We start from the raw sequence: 17,249 nt of genomic DNA, 5'->3' as shown, positions 1-17,249 counted from the left end.
GACCGCCGAGCCCGTCGCCGGGAGCACGCCGGCGGCGGCGAAGGCCGGGGCCCGCCCGTACTTCTACCTCGCGGGGCCCTCCGGCACGGTGCTGGAGGACCGCCTCGCCCTGGCCAACACCAGCGACCACGAGCGCACCATCACCCTGCGCGGCGCCGACGTCTACAACACGGCGGACGGGGCCTTCGCGGTGCGCCCCGCCGAGCCCGCCGCCGGAGGCGGCCCGGAAGGGCACGGCACCGGGGCGGGCCCCTGGATCAGCTTCGGCGCGGCCACCACGGTCAAGGTCCCGGCGCACACCCGCGCCGTGGTCCCCTTCACCGTCACCGTGCCGCCCGGCTCCCCGCCGGGCGACCACCCGGCCGCCGTCGTCGCCACCGAGGCCGGCCGCGAGGTGGGCGTACGGGTCCACCTGCGCGTCGGCGGCCCGGCGCTGGCGGCGCTCACCGTCGAGGACGTCTCCGTACGGGGCAAGGGCGCGGCCGCGCGCGTCGCGTACACCGTGGTCAACCGCGGCAACGTGGCCCTGGCCCCCGAGCTCGCCATCCGTGCCGAGGGCGCCCTCGGCAAGGTCGCGGGCCGCAGCGCCCGCACCCTGCCGGTCGAGGTGCTGCCCGGCCAGCGCGTGGAGCTGACCGAACCCTGGCCCGGCGCGCCCGTGTTCGACCGGGTCGCCCTGACCCTCACCGTCACGGCCCCCGGCGGCGCCCGCGCCACGGGGAGGGCTTCGGCCTGGTTCGTGCCCTGGGGGATCGCGGGCACGACCGGCCTCGGGCTGCTGGGCCTCGGCGCCGTCGCGGCGGCCGCCCTGCTCCTCGAACGCAAGCGGCGGACCCGGTCCGGCAGGTCGGGACCGGGGTCCGGGCCCGCGCCGCACGGGAGCGCCGTACCCGAAGAAGCCCCAGCGCCGGAACACGAGTTGACGGGAGCACCCAGGTGAGCGCCAAGGCCGGTGGGAGACACGGCGGCAAGGTCAGGGCCCTGGTCGCGGCGGGATGCGCGGGGCTGGCGGCGGGGCTGGTGGCGTGCGCGCTCGCGCTGTCCGCGGCGCCCCCGGCCGCGGCGGACGACAGGGCCGAACCCGCGGTGGCCCTCTCGCTCAAGGAGGCCGCCAAGGGTACGGAGATAGCCGTCACCGGAACGGGCTGGCGGGCCAAGACCATGGTGATGCTGCTGGTCTGCGGGCAGAACATGATCGGCGGCACCAACAGCTGTGCCAACGCCGACGGCGTGGCCGTCTCGGTCGCCGACGACGGGCACTTCTCCGCCCAGCTCCCGGTGGTCGCCCCGCCCAAGCCCTGCCCCTGCGTGGTCAACGTGACCTCCGTCAACGGGGACCAGTCCACCGTCGGGGCCCCGCTGAAGATCACCGACCACCCGGTGGCCGACCTGCCCGCCGAGGGCGGCACGGCCCGGCTCGCCCTGCTGACCGGAGTCCAGCTCAAGGGCGAGGACGGGGTGCTGACCTGGTTCGGTGCCCCGCCCGGCCGGAAGTTCACGGTCACCGTGGGCAATCTCGGCTCCGCCGCGGTCAAGGACCCGGTCTTCCAGCTCGGCACCGCCCACGGGGTGTTCGCCCCGACCTGGGAGGAGGTCCGCTGGAGGGGCACCATCCCACCCGGGGGCAAGGCGGAGGTCTCCCTCGACGCCACCCTGACGGCCGGTGCCCACGGCGACTACACCCTCTCCCTCAAGTACGGGGAGACGGTCCTGGCCACACAGCCCTGGGGTGTGGCCCGCCCGTACGGGGTGCTGCTGTTCTGGGGCCTGCTCCTCCTGGTGATCCCGGCCGGGATCTTCCGGATCGGCATGGCCGTCGTCGACAAGGTCCGCCCCCGCGAGTCGGGCCGCCACCGCGGCCACCGGCCGCAGGCCGACCCGGCGGTGGCGGTGACCGCCCGGCTGCCGCGGATCCCGGCGGTACGGGGGCCCGCGCGGGGACCCGTACGAGGACCACGGGCCCGCTCCGCCCCGGCGGCCGAACCCCCACAGACCACCACGGCGGTACTGCCGTGGTTCACCCCGGACAGCGCGCCGGGGACACCGGATCCCTCCGCATCGCCGAAGGATCACGCACCACAGGTACCACCCGCACCATCTGCTCCACAGGAGCCATCCGCACCACAGGGAACAGAAGCAACTGCACCACAGACGTCCGCACCGTCTGAGAACAGTCCGACGACGAAGGGACTTCAGTGAAAACCCAACGGAGGGCGAGCGCGGCCGCGGTCGCGCTGCTGCTCGGCGGCGCGGGCATCGCCATGGGGGCCACACCCGCCCAGGCGGACGTGGTCGACGTCAAGTACGACTGCAAGACCCCCATCGGGGACAAGTCGGCGGTCTCGCCGATCGACATCAAGGCCGTCAAGGAGGGCAGCGGGTACAAGCTGACGATGTCCTTCCAGAAGGGCGTCTCCTCCAGCCCCATCGAGCTCGGCAAGGGCGCGATGACCCCGAGCGCGAAGATCGTCCTGGGCGGCGCCGAGACGGGGACGGTCGATGTCACCGGCCCGGCCAACCCCGAACCGATCCCGGCCAACACGCCCATCAAGATCAGCGACCTGTCGGGCACGTACACGCCCAAGAAGTCCGGCAAGGTCACCTTCACCGCCGGTGTCCTGCTGATCAAGGCGATGGGTACCACCTCCACCTGCACCCCGGGCAACAGCCCGGCGCCGTCGCTGGAACTCGACGTGACGGTCGGGGGCCCCACCCAGCCCCCGACGAGCCCGCCGCCGAGCAGCAAGCCGCCGACGAGCCCGCCGCCGACCAGCAAGCCGCCGACGAGCGCCCCGCCGAGCAGCCGGCCGCCCACCAGCCCGGCGCCCTCCCCGTCCGGCGGGGGCCAGAGCGACTTCCCGGGCCAGACCGTCGACGTCACCTTCGACTGCGGGGCCTTCATCCCCGGCGGCCCCCTGAAGGGCAAGGTGACGATCAACGCGAAGAAGAACGGCGGCAGCTACGACCTGACCGCCACGACCGCCAAGGGCGTGATGAACAGCCCCGCGGACCTTCCTGCGGGGGCCCTCAAGCCCTCGATGGACATCAAGCTGGGCGGCGCCGACAGCGGCATCGTCAAGGTCGCCGGTCCGGCGAACGCCGAGGCGATCAAGGCCGGCTCGCCGGTCAGCCTCAACGACATGACCGGCACCTACAAGCCGGGCAGGACCGGCAGGACCACGCTGACCCCGGGCCAGCTGACGATCAACGTGGTCATGGCGCCGGGCGCCGCCCCGATCGTGGTGCCCTGCGCCGCGACCACCAGCGCGGTGTCGCTCACGCTGGACACCGCCGCCCAGCCCGGCGGCTCCGGGTCCAGCACCTCGGGCAGCACGTCCGGCAGCACCTCGGGCGGCCTCGCCGAGACCGGGGCGTCGGACGGCGGCGGGGTCAAGGCCCTGGCCCTGGTCGCCGGCACGGTCATCCTGCTCGGTGCGGCGGTCTTCACCTTCACCCCGTGGCGCCGCCTGCGCGGCCAGCGGTAGGGGCGTAGCCGACGGACCCGGAACGGCAGAACGGCCCGGCACACCCTTCGGTGTGCCGGGCCGTTCGCCCTGTCGGGGGGTGCGTCAGTGCACGCCGCCCATGAGGGGCTGGACCTTCTTGCGGTACATGTAGATCGCGAGACCGGCGAGCACCGCGAGCACGCCCTGGGTGGCGAACCAGCCCTGGGTGTCCGTCGGGGCGCCGAGCAGCTGGAGCAGCGCGATCGTGGAGTCACCGGCGGTGACCGCGAGGAAGAAGACACCCATCATCTGGGAGGCGTACTTCTGCGGAGCCAGCTTGGTGGTCAGCGACAGGCCGACGGGGGAGAGGGTGAGCTCACCGACGGTCTGGATGAAGTAGACACCGACCAGCCACATCGGGCTGACCTTCGTGTCGCCGCCGGCCAGGCCCTGGGCGACCATCATGACGCCGAAGGAGACGCCGATCATGACCAGCGCGAAGGAGAACTTCGCGAGGGTGGTGGGCTCCTTGGAGCGACGGGCCAGCGCCACCCACAGCATCGCGAACAGGGGTGCGAGGGCCATCACGAACAGCGGGTTCAGCGACTGGAACCAGCTCTCCGGGAAGTTGAAGCCGAACAGCGTGCTGTCCGTGCTGTCCTTCGCGAACAGGGCCAGCGTGGAGCCGGTCTGGTCGTAGATCGCCCAGAAGATCGCGGCGGCGGCGAAGAACCAGACGTACGCCGACATGCGCGAGCGCTCGACACCCGTCAGGTCCTTGTCGCGCTTGATGCGCAGGATCGCCCAGGCGGGGAGGAGCAGGCCGGCGATGGTCAGCGGCCACAGCGCGTAGTTGATCGTGAAGATGCCGGCCAGGCCGATGACCGCGTAGGCGGCGGCGGCGACGCCGAGCCAGATCAGGCCCTTCTTGAGGACGGAGGACTTCTCGGCGGCGCTCAGCGGGCTCGGAACCTGGTTGGAGACCGGGTTCAGGTGGCGGAAGCCGAAGAAGTAGAAGGCGAGGCCGAGGGCCATGCCGACACCGGCCATGGCGAAGCCGAGGTGCCAGTTGATCTCCTGGCCGACGTAGCCGATGGTCAGCGGCGCGACGAAGGCACCGAGGTTGATGCCCATGTAGAAGATCGTGAAGCCACCGTCACGACGGGGGTCGTTCTTGTCGGTGTACAGCTGGCCGACCATCGTGGAGATGTTGGCCTTGAGCACACCGGAACCGGCGGCGATGAGCGCCAGACCGATGAAGAACGAGACCGACGAGGGCACCGCGAGCAGGAAGTGACCCGTCATGATCACGACACCGGCGACGGCGACGGCCTTGCGGGCGCCCCACACGCGGTCACCGAGCCAGCCGCCCGGGAGGGCGAGCAGGTAGACCATCGCGTTGTACACGGAGTAGATCGCGACCGCGGTCGCGTCGTTCATCCCGAGACCACCGTCGGCCACGTTGGTGGCGAGGAAGAGCACGAGGAGTGCGCGCATGCCGTAGAAGCTGTAGCGCTCCCACATCTCCGTCATGAAGAGGAAGGCGAGGCCGCTGGGGTGTCCGAGGAAGGTCTTCTCGGTCGAGGTACCGGCCGAGTCCTTCGTCAGGCTGGAAGCCATGGTCGATCCTTGCTTGCTCGGGACGCGCGGCTTCGTGAGCTCGACGGCGCCCGGTGAGGGGTGGCCGGTACCGGCGGCGGGTGTCCCGGCCCCCACGCCCGGGGGGTCTCGCTCCGCGGGGGCGAAGACGAAGGAACATCCGTAACCGGGATCCACGCCCTCCGCGCTCCATCGCGCGAAGGGCCCGGCCCATAGGTCATTCACTGTCATCGGGCCCGGAACGGGCGGTGTGACAACAATGCCTGCCCGATCAGGGCAGAAATAGAGACTTTCGGCTGGTTTTCGCTCGAAAGTCTCGTGGAGGTAGTGCATCAGGCGTCTCGACACCATACGACACGACAGTGCCGGATATGAATGCACTTGAGAGATGGATCACAGGTGAGAGTGGAACCAGCGGGCCACATTCGAAGGTGGTTAGTAGTTCGTAAGCCCAGATAGAGAGGGGTCTGCACACGGGCCTCTTCTTTCCCCCGCCGCGGACTACCATCACCCACATGACGCGTGTACTGCTCGCCGAGGACGACGCATCCATCTCGGAACCCCTGGCCCGCGCCCTGCGCCGGGAAGGGTACGAGGTCGAGGTCCGGGAGGACGGCCCCACCGCCCTGGACGCGGGACTGCAGGGCGGCATCGATCTCGTCGTCCTGGACCTGGGCCTGCCGGGCATGGACGGTCTGGAGGTCGCCCGCCGGCTGCGCGCCGAGGGCCACGGGTTCCCGATCCTGGTCCTGACCGCACGCGCCGACGAGGTCGACACGGTCGTGGGCCTGGACGCCGGCGCCGACGACTACGTGACCAAGCCCTTCCGCCTCGCCGAGCTGCTCGCCCGCGTCCGGGCCCTGCTGCGGCGCGGCGCCACCGAGGCCTCCCAGGCCCCCGCCACCCACGGGGTGCGCATCGACGTCGAATCGCACCGCGCCTGGATGGGCGAGGAGGAGCTCCAGCTCACGGCGAAGGAGTTCGACCTGCTGCGGGTCCTCGTCCGCGACGCCGGCCGGGTCGTTACCCGCGACCAGCTGATGCGCGAGGTCTGGGACACCACCTGGTGGTCCTCCACCAAGACCCTCGACATGCACATCTCCTGGCTGCGCAAGAAGCTCGGCGACGACGCGGCCAACCCCCGCTACATCGCCACCGTCCGTGGGGTCGGCTTCCGCTTCGAGAAGAGCTGAAACCACCCCGGACCGCATATCTAGGGCATTCTCTGAGCCATGCGCCGCCGCCTGATCAACTCCACGCTCGCCGTGGTGCTCGTCGTCATCGCCGTCTTCGGGGTCTCCCTCGTCATCGTCGAGACCCGCACCATCACCAGCAGCGCCCAGGACCGCATCGAGTCCGAGGCGCTGCGGCTGGTGGGCATCGTCGAGAGCGACGTCCTGGAGAAGAAGCAGGTCGACCCCGCCGCGCTCGCCGAACAGCTCGACCCCGGCCGGTACGCCCGGATCACGATCCCCGGCCGGGAGCCCGTCGAGATCGGCCCGCCCATCACGGAGAGCGTCATCCGGGGCACCGCCCGCGGGGAGCAGGGCGAGACCGTGGTCGTCGAGGAGTCCCGCTCCACCGTCACCCGTGAGGTCGGCCGGACCCTGGCCGTGGTCGGCGCCGTCGCGCTGCTCGCCGTCGTGGCGGCCGTCCTGCTCGCCGTACGCCAGGCCAACCGGCTGGCCTCCCCGCTGACCGACCTCGCCGAGACGGCCGAGCGCCTGGGATCGGGTGACCCGCGGCCCCGCCACAAGCGGTACGGGGTCCCCGAGCTGGACCGGGTCGCGGACGTACTGGACTCCAGCGCCGAGCGGATCGGGCGCATGCTCACCGCCGAGCGGCGCCTGGCCGCGGACGCCTCGCACCAGCTGCGGACCCCGCTGACGGCCCTGTCGATGAGGCTGGAGGAGATCACCGTCACCGACGACCTGGAGACCGTACGGGAGGAGGCGACGATCGCCCTCACCCAGGTGGAACGGCTCACGGACGTGGTCCAGCGCCTCCTGACGAACTCCAGGGACCCGCGCACGGGCTCGGCGGTCCCCTTCGACCTGGACGAGGTCGTCAAACAGCAGCTGGAGGAGTGGCGCCCCGCCTACCGCAGCGCCGGCCGGGCCGTCGTCCGCTCAGGGAAGACCGGCATCCGCGCCGTGGGCACCCCGGGCGCCGTCTCACAGGTCCTGGCGACCCTGGTGGAGAACTCCCTCATGCACGGCGGCGGCACCGTGGCCCTGCGGACCCGGGTGATCGGCAACCAGGCCGTACTGGAGGTCACGGACGAGGGACCGGGCGTCCCGCCGGACCTCGGCAACCGGATCTTCGAGCGGGCCATCAGCGGCCGCAACTCCACCGGCATCGGCCTCGCCGTGGCCAGGGACCTCGCGGAGGCCGACGGCGGCCGCCTGGAGCTGCTCCAGACCCGGCCGCCGGTGTTCGCCCTGTTCCTCAGCCGGACCGCGCAGGAGCGCCCCGAACCGGAGCAGACGGTCCGCTGAGGGCGCCTGCGGGCAGGGGGCAAGGGGCATGGGGCGAGGGGCAGGGGACGCGAGGCAAGAGGCAAGAGACAGGGGCAGGGGACCCGAGGCAAGAGGCAGAGCGGCCTCAGTTCGCCGCGGTCTCCGGGGTCCGCGCAGGCGGGGCCGGTATGTCCGCCGGGGTCTGGCCGTCACGCTGCTCGACGACCAGGGACACCGCGGCCGACGCGGGCAGGGCCTTGAAGACCCAGGTCCGGTAGGACCAGAAGCGGAACACGGTGGCGATGCCGATACCGGTGAACTTGAAGAAGTTCGAGGCGAGCGGCCCGTCCCAGTGGAAGCCGTACGTGGCCGTGAACAGGATGCCGTTCTCGATCACGAGCCCGATCGCGCTGAACGCGACGAACAGTCCGAGCTCACGGGTGCGGCCCGCTCCGGTCCGGTCGGCCCGGTCCCGGTAGGCGAAGTAGCGGAAGCCCAGGTAGTTCGTGACGATGGCCACCAGAGTGGCTATCACGCTCGCGCGCACCACCTGGAGGTCGGTGACCTGCCTGATCAGGTTGAAGACGCCCAGGTTGACCAGGACCCCCAGCCCGCCGACGGCACCGAACCTGGCGATCTCGCGCGCGAGGTCGCGCACGCGGTCGAGGACGGATCCGTTCTCCGGCTTGCTCATATGAGGCTCAGTCCTGTCTTCGGGCCCCCGTATGAGGCGTCACACGTTTCTACCTGTGCCCGCCCATGCTAAGTGTCGCCCCGCCGGTACGTCTGCGCCTTCGGGCGCCGTGCGACACACGGCACACCCGCCACCCGCGAGCGCCGGGTACCGGCCAGGACCGTCCCCCATGCGGGTCCAGATGGCGGAATACCGCCGGATACCCTGGAGGAGTGACGTTCCCGGTAGTCGGCATGGTCGGCGGCGGACAGCTCGCCCGCATGACCCACGAGGCGGGTATCCCCCTCGGCATCAAATTCAAGATCCTCAGTGACACCCCACAGGATTCGGCGGCCCAGGTCGTGAGCGACGTCGTCATCGGCGACTATCGCGATCTGGAGACCCTGCGCGCCTTCGCGCGCGGCTGTGACGTGATCACCTTCGACCACGAGCACGTGCCCATCGCGCACCTGCGGGCCCTGGAAGCCGACGGCATCCCCGTCCGGCCGGGGCCCGACGCGCTGATGCACGCCGCGGACAAGGGGGTGATGCGCGCCAAGCTCGACGAGATCGGCGCGCCCAGCCCCCGCCACCGGATCGTGAGCGATCCGGCGGACGCGGCGGCCTTCGCCGAAGAGGTCGGCGGGTTCCCCGTCATCCTCAAGACGGTGCGCGGCGGGTACGACGGAAAGGGCGTGTGGTTCGTCCGTACGCAGGCGGACGCCGAGGCCCCGTTCAGGGCGGGCGTCCCGGTCCTGGCCGAGGAGAAGGTGGACTTCGTCCGCGAGCTCGCGGCCAACATCGTCCGCTCCCCGCACGGCCAGGCCGTGTCCTACCCCGTCGTGGAGTCCGTCCAGGTGGACGGGGTCTGCGACACGGTGATCGCCCCCGCGCCGAACCTCTCCGAGGAACTGGCCGGCGAGGCCCAGACCCTGGCCCTGCGCATCGCCCAGGAGCTCGGGGTCACCGGGCACCTGGCCGTGGAGCTCTTCGAGACCACCGACGGCCGGATCCTGGTCAACGAGCTGGCGATGCGCCCGCACAACAGCGGCCACTGGACCCAGGACGGTGCCATCACCTCCCAGTTCGCCAACCACGTACGGGCCGTCCTGGACCTCCCCCTCGGCGACCCGCGCCCGCGCGCCCGCTGGACGGTCATGGCGAACGTGCTCGGCGGGGACTACCCCGACATGTACGCGGCGTACCTCCACTGCATGGCCCACGACCCCCAGCTGAAGATCCACATGTACGGCAAGGACGTGAAACACGGCCGCAAGGTCGGCCACGTCAACACCTACGGCGACGACCTGGACGATGTGCTGGAGCGAGCACGTCACGCAGCCGGCTACCTCAGAGGCACCATCCAGGCTTGACCTGCCCCCTCCCCCGCGGGAGGGGGTTCCCACCCTCGCGTGGGGGGTTGCGGCTTCACCACGGAGCGTGTCGGCCGAGAGGAGGTCTCCGACGTCCGTTCCACGGGCAGCGACCGCCGGCGACAGCTCGGCCGCCTGCGCGCCGTTCGGAAGGAAGCGGTACGTGAAGGCCCGCTTCACAGAGGATTCCCCCACGTCCTGGACGCGAGGGGTGGTCACCACCCGCATGCGACCCCAGGTGAAGGCATCACGGAGCGGCGGACCGCCGCGCTGCGGCCCCGGGCCGTCGATGCCTTTCCACCCCCGGCAGAGCCCGGGAAATACCACGCAAGGAGAGTTGGGATGAGCACGTCCCCCGCAGCAGCTCCCGTCATCGGCATCGTCATGGGCTCGGACTCCGACTGGCCCGTCATGGAGGCGGCCGCCCAGGCCCTCGACGAGTTCGAGATCCCCTACGAGGTGGACGTACTCTCCGCCCACCGGATGCCGCGCGAGATGATCGCGTACGGGGAGCAGGCCGACGGGCGCGGCCTCAAGGCGATCATCGCGGGCGCGGGCGGCGCCGCCCACCTGCCCGGCATGCTCGCCTCCGTCACCCCGCTGCCGGTCATCGGCGTGCCGGTCCCGCTGAAGTACCTCGACGGCATGGACTCCCTGATGTCGATCGTCCAGATGCCGGCCGGAATCCCCGTCGCCACCGTCTCGATCGCCGGCGCCCGCAACGCCGGGCTGCTCGCCGTACGGATGCTGGCCGCGCACGACCCGGAGCTGCGGGCGCGCATGAGCGACTTCCTCCAGGACCTCAACGACCAGGCCACCGAGAAGGGCAAGCGGCTGCGCAACAAGGTCGCCGGCCAGGAGTCGTTCGGATTCGGCAAGTGAGCACGGAGGGCGGGACGGGCGCCGCCCGGCACCTGGAGGCGGCGCGCGAACTGCTCGCCGGGCACCCGGTCGTCGACGGACACAACGACCTGCCCTGGGCCCTGCGCGAGACCGTGCGCTACGACCTGGACCGGCGCGACATCGGCCGCGACCAGAAGGGCCACCTGCACACCGACATCCCCCGGCTGCGCGCCGGCGGGGTCGGCGCGCAGTTCTGGTCGGTCTACGTGCGCTCCGACTACGCGGGGGACGACGCGGTCAGCGCCACCCTGGAGCAGATCGACGTCGTCGCCCAGCTGATCGACCGTTACCCGCACGACCTGGTGCGGGCTCTGACGGCCGACGACATGGAGGCGGCGCGCGCCGAGGGCCGGATCGCCTCGCTGATGGGCGCCGAGGGCGGGCACTCCATCAACAACTCGCTCGCCACCCTGCGCGCCCTGCACCAGCTCGGCGTGCGGTACATGACGCTCACGCACAACGACACCATCGACTGGGCGGATTCGGCGACCGACGAGCCCCGGCACGGGGGCCTGAGCGAGTTCGGCCGCGAGGTCGTCCGCGAGATGAACCGGATCGGCATGCTCGTCGACCTCTCGCACGTCGCCGCGACCACGATGCGCGACGCGCTCGCGGTCACGGCCGCGCCGGTGGTCTTCTCGCACTCCTCGGCGCGGGCGGTCTGCGACCACGTGCGCAACATCCCCGACGACGTGCTGGCGCTGCTGCCGGCCAACGGCGGGGTCGCGATGGCCACCTTCGTGCCCAAGTTCATCCTCCCGGCGGCCGTGGAGTGGACCCTGGCCGCCGACGAGAACCTGCGCGCGCACGGCTACCACCACCTCGACACCACCCCGGCGGCGATGGCCCTGCACCGGGCCTTCGAGGAGGCGCGCCCGCGCCCGGTGGCCACGGCCGCCACGGTCGCCGACCACCTCGACCACATGCGCGAGGTGGCCGGCGTCGACCACATCGGCATCGGTGGGGACTACGACGGCACCGCCTTCACCCCGGCCGGGCTGGACGACGTCGCCGGGTACCCCAACCTGGTCGCCGAGCTGCTGGCACGCCACTGGTCCAAGGCCGACCTGGCCAAGCTGACCTGGTCGAACGCGGTACGGACGCTGCGCGACGCCGAAGCGGTGGCGCGCGAGCAGTCGGCCTCCCGGGGCCCGTCCAACGCGGTGCTCCAGGCGTGAGGCCGAGGAGCCCGGCCGTCTCCTGACCGGCCCGCCCGGCGGATCCGGCGCACGGCCTGTGACCAGCGAACACCTGCCGGTTACACCCGAACGCCACATCCGCCGGGCGCCTCCGGCGTCCCACATGTCACGGTGGCAACATCTTTCCTGCTTCTCTCCCGCTGCTTTTCGCAACGACACAGCCGCCGAGACCGGAGCGCACGCCATGGCCGACCTGCAGGACGAACCGCACACGAACCCGGTGACCCCCGTGGGCCCCGGTTCCCTAGGAGCCGAGGATCCCACCGGCACATCGCTCGGGGGCGCCCTGGACCGGGCCGCCGCCCTGCTGTGCGACCATCCCGTCGCGGATGGCTGCAACACCCTCGTCTGGACCTTGCGCGAGAGCCCGTACCACGACATCGACACCTCGGACGCGGGCGTCGACACCGACATCCCGCGGCTGCGCGCCGGGGGAGTGGGTGCCCAGTTCTGGTCGCTGCTCATGCCGCACGAGGCGGACGCCACCGACCAGGTGGTGTCCGACACGCTCGAACAGATCGACGGGGCCCTGGCCCTGATGCGCCGCTACCCCGACAGCCTCTGCCTCGCGCTGACCGCGGACGACCTGGCGGACGCCCGCAACCGGGGCCGCATCGCCTCCTTCCTCGGCCCCGTCTCCGGCCGCACCCTGACGGACTCGCTGGGCGCGCTGCGCGCGTTCCACGCACTGGGCGTACGGATCCTCGCGCCGGCCGGGGCCCCCTGGGCGATGGAGGGACTGACCACCTTCGGCCACGAGGTGGTCAGGGAGATGAACCGGCTGGCGATGCTGCTGGACCTCACGGGCTGCCCGCCCGCGCCGGCCTGCCAGCTCGCCGCGGCCTCCAAGGCGCCGGTGATCATCTCGCACACCGGGGCGGCCGCCCTCAATCCGCACCCCGGCAACGTGACCGACGAGGTGCTGCTCGCGCTGCGCGCGGCGAACGGCCTGGCGATGGTCAGCTTCGACACCGCGCTCACCGGGGACTCCCTGCACGCGGTCGCGGACCACGTGGAGCACGTACGGGCCGTCGCGGGCCCCCACTGCGTGGGCCTGGGCGCCGGCTTCGGCGCCGAGCCGGGCATCCCCAGGCCCGCGGGCCTGGCGGACCCCTCGGGCTATCCGCGACTGATCGCGGAACTACTGGAGCGGGGCTGGCCGGAGACCGACTTGGCGCTGCTGACCTGGGAGAACGCCCAGCGGGTGCTGCGCGACGTGGAGTTCACGGCCCGCGCGGCGCAGCACCGCAGGGTGCCTTGAGCAGGAGCTAGGCCGTCTCGGATCTTGCCGGACGACGCGGGCCGGGCAGGATCCCGAGGGGCCGGCTAGACGCGCGCCGGCACCTCGGAGCCGGCCTTGGGCGCCGGGGCCGCCGCGGTCCCGGCGTCGTTCCCGTTCCCGTTCCCGTTCCCGATGCCGTTCCCGGTCGCGGGGGCGGGGCTCGCGCTCGCCCGCCACAGGCGCAGGCAGGACCAGACGGCGGCCCAGCCCAGCAGGCCGTTGCGGAGCACCAGCAGGAACGTGCCGAAGCCGGTGCCCGGGAGGATCTCCGAGCCGTAGGTCAGCGGGTAGATCACCGTGCTGAGCGCGGTGGAGGCCACGATCAGCCAGGCCACCGGCCGCTGCGTGGTGTGCTTGCAGGTCAGGCAGACGGCCGCGAGGCCCACGAGCCAGATCAGGTACTGCGGGCTGAGCACGCGGCTGGTGATGGTGAAGACGAGGATGGCGCACAGCGCGGCGTCCAGCGGGGTCGCGGTCGTCCAGCGCCGTGCCTTGACCCGCCACAGCAGCAGCCAGGCGAACCCGGCGACCGTGAGGCCGACGGAGAGCAGGGCGACGCTGGAGACGTACGGGCCCAGGTACTCGTAGGCGCCGTAGCGGACCTCGACCTTCCCGGACCAGGCACCGACGAGCTTGCCGAGCATCAGGGCCGAGCCGCCGAGGGACTCGACCTGGATGCCGCGGTTGCCCTGGTTGCCCAGGAAGCCGAGGGTGTCGCGGAAGAACAGTGCGAGCACGGCGAGCAGGACGGCCCCGGCCGCCACGGCGGAGACGACGGCGTCGCGGGTGGTGCGGCCGCGCGGGGTGCCGATCAGCGTGAGCAGCGGCCAGACCTTGACCAGGGCGCCGACTCCGGCGAGGACGCCGCCGAGCTTGCGGCGGAAGCGCAGGCACAGCAGCGAGCCGACGGCGAGCAGGGTGACCTGGAGGTCGTAGCGGCCGAAGGGCAGCGACAGCAGCAGCGGCAGCGTGGTCAGCCACAGCACGGCGCCGGCCAGGCTGCCGTCGGCGCGGCGGGCGGCGCGGACCAGGCCGATGGCGATCAGCGCGTCGCAGATCACGGTCAGGGCGACGAAGGCCTGGAAGTAGCTGAGGAAGGGGAGCAGGTCGGGTGACAGGAAGATCGCCGCCGCGGCCGGCGGGTACTGCCACATGACGTCGTCGTGCGGCATGGTCCCCGTGACGAGGACGTCGTACCAGTTGTTGTAGGTCTGGGTGATCTCCACGCGCACCGAGGAGGTGCCGTGCAGGTTCACCACCAGGAGGACCACCATCAGGGTCCGGGTGGCCAGCCAGAAGCCCGCCATGGCCAGGCGGCCGGCGCGCCCCCGGAGTGCGGAGTCGATGGTCCTGCTCGTACTGGTCATCGGCCGTGAGTCTAGCGATCCCCTGCGCGCGGTCCCGGGGGGTCTGGCCAACGATCCGGTGACGAGATGCGAAACCGTGTATTCCGCAACGAAGCGGATCAAGGACTGCGCGGCGGTTGCCGGTTGCCGGTCGGCGGGGGCGGATCGGGTGGTCAGGCGCGGGGGCGGCCCATCGCGCGGTAGGTCCAGCCGGCGGCGCGCCACCGGTCGGGGTCGAGGGCGTTGCGGCCGTCGAGGACGAGGCGGTCGGTGACGACCTCGCCGAGGGCGGTCGGGTCCAGGTCGCGGAACTCCCGCCACTCGGTGAGGTGCAGGACGACCTCGGCGCCGCGGGCGGCGTCCAGGGCGGTGCCGGCGTACCCGAGGGTGGGGAAGACGCGGCGGGCGTTGTCCATGCCCTTGGGGTCGTAGACGGTGACCTGGCCGCCCTGGAGGTGGATCTGGCCGGCCACGTTCAGCGCGGGGGAGTCGCGGACGTCGTCGGAGTCCGGCTTGAAGGTGGCGCCCAGGACGGCGACGCGCTTGCCGAGGAAGGAACCGCCGACGGCGTCACGGGCCAGCTCGACCATGTGGCCGCGGCGGCGCATGTTGATGGAGTCGACCTCGCGCAGGAAGGTCAGGGCCTGGTCGGCACCGAGCTCGCCGGCCCTCGCCATGAACGCGCGGATGTCCTTGGGCAGGCAGCCCCCGCCGAAGCCGATGCCGGCGCGCAGGAACTTCTTTCCGATGCGCTCGTCGTGGCCGATGGCCTCGGCCAGCTTCACCACGTCGCCGCCGGCGGCCTCGCAGACCTCGGCCATGGCGTTGATGAAGGAGATCTTCGTGGCGAGGAAGGAGTTGGCGGCGGTCTTGACGAGCTCGGCGGTGGGGAAGTCGGTGACGACCAGCGGGGTGCCCTCGCCCATCGGGGTCGCGTAGACCTCCCGCAGGACCTTCTCGGCGCGTTCGCCGTCGACGCCGATGACGATCCGGTCCGGGTGCAGGGTGTCCTGCACGGCGAAGCCCTCGCGCAGGAACTCGGGGTTCCAGGCGAGCTCGATCTCCTCGCCGGCCGGGGCCAGCGCGGTCAGCTTCGCGGCGAGGCGCTCGGCGGAGCCGACGGGCACGGTGGACTTGCCGACGACCAGGGCGGGCCGGGTCAGGTGCGGGGCGAGCGATTCCACGGCGGAGTCCACGTAGCTCATGTCGCAGGCGTACTCGCCGTGCTTCTGCGGGGTGTTCACGCAGACGAAGTGGACGTCGCCGAAGGCGCCGACCTCCTCCCAAGAGGTCGTGAAGCGCAGCCGGCCCGTGGAGCCCGGAATTCCGGCCACGTGGGCGGCCAGCAGTTCCTCCAGCCCCGGCTCGTACATGGGGACGCGGCCGGCGGCCAGCATGGCGATCTTCTCGGGCACCACGTCCAGCCCGAGCACCTCGAACCCGAGCTCGGCCATTGCCGCGGCGTGCGTTGCGCCGAGGTATCCGGTGCCGATCACAGTGATCTTGAGGGGGGCCATGAATGCTCCTGGAGGTGCGGGGCCGTTCGCGGCAACCGAGCATAGTCGGGCCGGTGGCCGGGGATGCATTCCGGAGTCCGCCACCGGCCCGCCACCCCGCGGACACCCCGTCGACGCGTGCCCGACGCCCTCACCGGCTCCGCTGTCATGCAACTCACGTGCGACGGCCGTGTCGCGGTCGGCGGCCGGACACTAAGCTTGGGCTACTTAACGGTAGTTAACACCACGCACCACCTGGGGAGTGAGAGATCTTGGCGGGTTCTGCCGACTTCGACCTGTACCGCCCGGCCGAGGAGCACGACATGCTCCGCGAGTCCGTCCGCGCGCTCGCCGAGGCGAAGATCATGCCCTTCGCCGCCGCGGTCGACGAGGAGTCCCGCTTCCCGCAGGAGGCCCTGGACGCCCTCGTCGCCAGCGACCTGCACGCCGTCCACGTCCCCGAGACCTACGGCGGCGCGGGCGCCGACGCCCTCGCCACCGTGATCGTGATCGAGGAGGTGGCCCGCGTCTGCGCGTCCTCCTCCCTGATCCCGGCGGTCAACAAGCTCGGCTCGCTCCCGGTGATCCTCTCCGGCTCCGAGGAGCTCAAGGCCAAGTACCTCGGCCCGCTGGCCAAGGGCGACGCGATGTTCTCGTACGCCCTCTCCGAGCCCGACGCGGGCTCGGACGCCGCGGGCATGAAGACCCGTGCCGTGCGTGACGGGGACTTCTGGGTGCTCAACGGCGTCAAGCGCTGGATCACCAACGCCGGCGTCTCCGAGTACTACACGGTCATGGCCGTCACCGACCCGGAGAAGCGCTCCAAGGGCATCAGTGCCTTCGTCGTCGAGAAGTCGGACGAGGGCGTCTCCTTCGGCGCCCCGGAGAAGAAGCTCGGCATCAAGGGCTCCCCGACGCGCGAGGTCTACCTCGACAACGTCCGCATCCCGGCCGACCGCATGATCGGCGCCGAGGGCACCGGATTCGCCACCGCGATGAAGACCCTCGACCACACCCGCATCACCATCGCCGCCCAGGCGCTGGGCATCGCCCAGGGCGCCCTGGACTACGCCAAGGGCTACGTCCAGGAGCGCAAGCAGTTCGGCAAGCCGATCGGCGACTTCCAGGGCGTGCAGTTCATGCTCGCGGACATGGCCATGAAGATCGAGGCCGCCCGCCAGCTGACCTACTCGGCCGCGGCCCGCTCGGAGCGCGTCTCCGGCGGCGGCCCGCACGAGGACCTCACCTTCTTCGGCGCCGCGGCCAAGTGCTTCGCCTCCGACGTGGCCATGGAGGTCACCACGGACGCCGTCCAGCTCCTCGGCGGCTACGGCTACACCCGGGACTACCCGGTGGAGCGCATGATGCGCGACGCCAAGATCACCCAGATCTACGAGGGCACCAACCAGGTGCAGCGGATCGTCATGGCCCGCAACCTGCCGTAGCCTGCCTGACCTGCGCCAACGCGAACGA

General features: G+C 71.6%; 14 protein-coding genes. 10 read left to right on the top strand and 4 right to left on the bottom strand.

Features of this window, described 5'->3' with window-relative positions; genetic code table 11:
• From ABZY57_RS13125 to ABZY57_RS13115, 3 genes are all read left to right on the top strand, one after another.
• A partial coding sequence (locus ABZY57_RS13125) for a hypothetical protein (protein WP_356511218.1) occupies positions 1-940 on the top strand: 940 nt, incomplete at its 5' end.
• Entirely contained in the window at positions 937-2,199 is a 1,263-nt protein-coding gene (locus ABZY57_RS13120; protein WP_356511216.1) for a hypothetical protein, read from the top strand. The genes ABZY57_RS13125 and ABZY57_RS13120, both read left to right, overlap by 4 nt.
• The gene (locus tag ABZY57_RS13115) at positions 2,196-3,485 is read left to right on the top strand and encodes a hypothetical protein (RefSeq protein WP_356511214.1); all 1,290 of its coding nucleotides are present in this window, start codon (positions 2,196-2,198) and stop codon (positions 3,483-3,485) included. Before ABZY57_RS13120 ends, ABZY57_RS13115 begins: the two co-directional genes overlap by 4 nt.
• Positions 3,486-3,569: 84 nt before the next feature.
• On the opposite strand, the gene ABZY57_RS13110 is transcribed toward ABZY57_RS13115, so the two are convergent.
• Positions 3,570-5,066: an oligopeptide:H+ symporter gene (locus tag ABZY57_RS13110; RefSeq protein WP_356511212.1), complete on the bottom strand. Its 1,497-nt coding sequence runs from the start codon at positions 5,064-5,066 to the stop codon at positions 3,570-3,572.
• Positions 5,067-5,560: 494 nt separating this feature from the next.
• Here ABZY57_RS13110 and ABZY57_RS13105 point away from each other — a divergent pair, with 494 nt between their 5' ends.
• Positions 5,561-6,238, top strand: a complete 678-nt coding sequence (locus ABZY57_RS13105; protein WP_243335168.1) for a response regulator transcription factor — start codon at positions 5,561-5,563, stop codon at positions 6,236-6,238.
• 39 nt (positions 6,239-6,277) lie between these two features.
• Entirely contained in the window at positions 6,278-7,543 is a 1,266-nt protein-coding gene (locus ABZY57_RS13100) for an ATP-binding protein (protein ID WP_356511209.1), read from the top strand.
• Between the two features lie 106 nt (positions 7,544-7,649).
• Here the strand turns inward: ABZY57_RS13100 and ABZY57_RS13095 are convergent, their stop codons facing one another.
• Positions 7,650-8,198 carry a GtrA family protein gene (locus ABZY57_RS13095; RefSeq protein WP_356511207.1) on the bottom strand — a complete coding sequence of 183 codons (549 nt, stop codon included), beginning with the start codon at positions 8,196-8,198 and terminating at the stop codon, positions 7,650-7,652.
• 212 nt (positions 8,199-8,410) lie between these two features.
• Here ABZY57_RS13095 and ABZY57_RS13090 point away from each other — a divergent pair, with 212 nt between their 5' ends.
• The 4 genes from ABZY57_RS13090 to ABZY57_RS13075 all read left to right on the top strand — a co-directional run bounded on the left by ABZY57_RS13090 (position 8,411) and on the right by ABZY57_RS13075 (position 12,913).
• Positions 8,411-9,550 carry a 5-(carboxyamino)imidazole ribonucleotide synthase gene (locus ABZY57_RS13090; RefSeq protein WP_356511205.1) on the top strand — a complete coding sequence of 380 codons (1,140 nt, stop codon included), beginning with the start codon at positions 8,411-8,413 and terminating at the stop codon, positions 9,548-9,550.
• A 342-nt stretch (positions 9,551-9,892) separates the two neighbouring features.
• Entirely contained in the window at positions 9,893-10,432 is a 540-nt protein-coding gene (gene purE, locus ABZY57_RS13085) for a 5-(carboxyamino)imidazole ribonucleotide mutase (RefSeq protein WP_356511203.1), read from the top strand.
• Entirely contained in the window at positions 10,429-11,631 is a 1,203-nt protein-coding gene (locus ABZY57_RS13080) for a dipeptidase (protein WP_356511202.1), read from the top strand. The genes purE and ABZY57_RS13080 overlap by 4 nt, the downstream gene beginning before the upstream one ends.
• Before the next feature lie 205 nt (positions 11,632-11,836).
• Entirely contained in the window at positions 11,837-12,913 is a 1,077-nt protein-coding gene (locus ABZY57_RS13075) for a membrane dipeptidase (RefSeq protein ID WP_356511200.1), read from the top strand.
• A 65-nt stretch (positions 12,914-12,978) separates the two neighbouring features.
• On the opposite strand, the gene ABZY57_RS13070 is transcribed toward ABZY57_RS13075, so the two are convergent.
• Together ABZY57_RS13070 and ABZY57_RS13065 are read right to left on the bottom strand one after the other, a co-directional pair.
• Positions 12,979-14,301, bottom strand: coding sequence for a glycosyltransferase family 87 protein (locus ABZY57_RS13070; RefSeq protein ID WP_356511198.1), 1,323 nt, complete (start codon positions 14,299-14,301; stop codon positions 12,979-12,981).
• A 152-nt stretch (positions 14,302-14,453) separates the two neighbouring features.
• The gene (locus tag ABZY57_RS13065; protein ID WP_356511196.1) at positions 14,454-15,797 is read right to left on the bottom strand and encodes a UDP-glucose/GDP-mannose dehydrogenase family protein; all 1,344 of its coding nucleotides are present in this window, start codon (positions 15,795-15,797) and stop codon (positions 14,454-14,456) included.
• A gap of 251 nt (positions 15,798-16,048) precedes the next feature.
• Here ABZY57_RS13065 and ABZY57_RS13060 point away from each other — a divergent pair, with 251 nt between their 5' ends.
• Positions 16,049-17,221 carry an acyl-CoA dehydrogenase family protein gene (locus ABZY57_RS13060; RefSeq protein ID WP_266878075.1) on the top strand — a complete coding sequence of 391 codons (1,173 nt, stop codon included), beginning with the start codon at positions 16,049-16,051 and terminating at the stop codon, positions 17,219-17,221.
• The last annotated feature ends 28 nt before the right edge of the window (positions 17,222-17,249 follow it).

This window comes from Streptomyces sp. NPDC006450, assembly GCF_040612195.1.
Classification (GTDB): Bacteria; Actinomycetota; Actinomycetes; order Streptomycetales; family Streptomycetaceae; genus Streptomyces.
Note: the sequence above shows the minus strand (reverse complement) of the source record. Positions and strands in the feature narration are given on the sequence as shown.

Bases quoted from the DNA above. Each gene is read 5' to 3' on its own strand.
- ABZY57_RS13110 (WP_356511212.1), bottom strand. From the start codon at position 5,066: ATGGCTTCCAGCCTGACGAAGGACTCGGCCGGTACCTCGACCGAGAAG.
- ABZY57_RS13105 (WP_243335168.1), top strand. From the start codon at position 5,561: ATGACGCGTGTACTGCTCGCCGAGGACGACGCATCCATCTCGGAACCC.
- ABZY57_RS13100 (WP_356511209.1), top strand. From the start codon at position 6,278: ATGCGCCGCCGCCTGATCAACTCCACGCTCGCCGTGGTGCTCGTCGTC.
- ABZY57_RS13095 (WP_356511207.1), bottom strand. From the start codon at position 8,198: ATGAGCAAGCCGGAGAACGGATCCGTCCTCGACCGCGTGCGCGACCTC.
- purE (WP_356511203.1), top strand. From the start codon at position 9,893: ATGAGCACGTCCCCCGCAGCAGCTCCCGTCATCGGCATCGTCATGGGC.
- ABZY57_RS13075 (WP_356511200.1), top strand. From the start codon at position 11,837: ATGGCCGACCTGCAGGACGAACCGCACACGAACCCGGTGACCCCCGTG.
- ABZY57_RS13070 (WP_356511198.1), bottom strand. From the start codon at position 14,301: ATGACCAGTACGAGCAGGACCATCGACTCCGCACTCCGGGGGCGCGCC.
- ABZY57_RS13065 (WP_356511196.1), bottom strand. From the start codon at position 15,797: ATGGCCCCCCTCAAGATCACTGTGATCGGCACCGGATACCTCGGCGCA.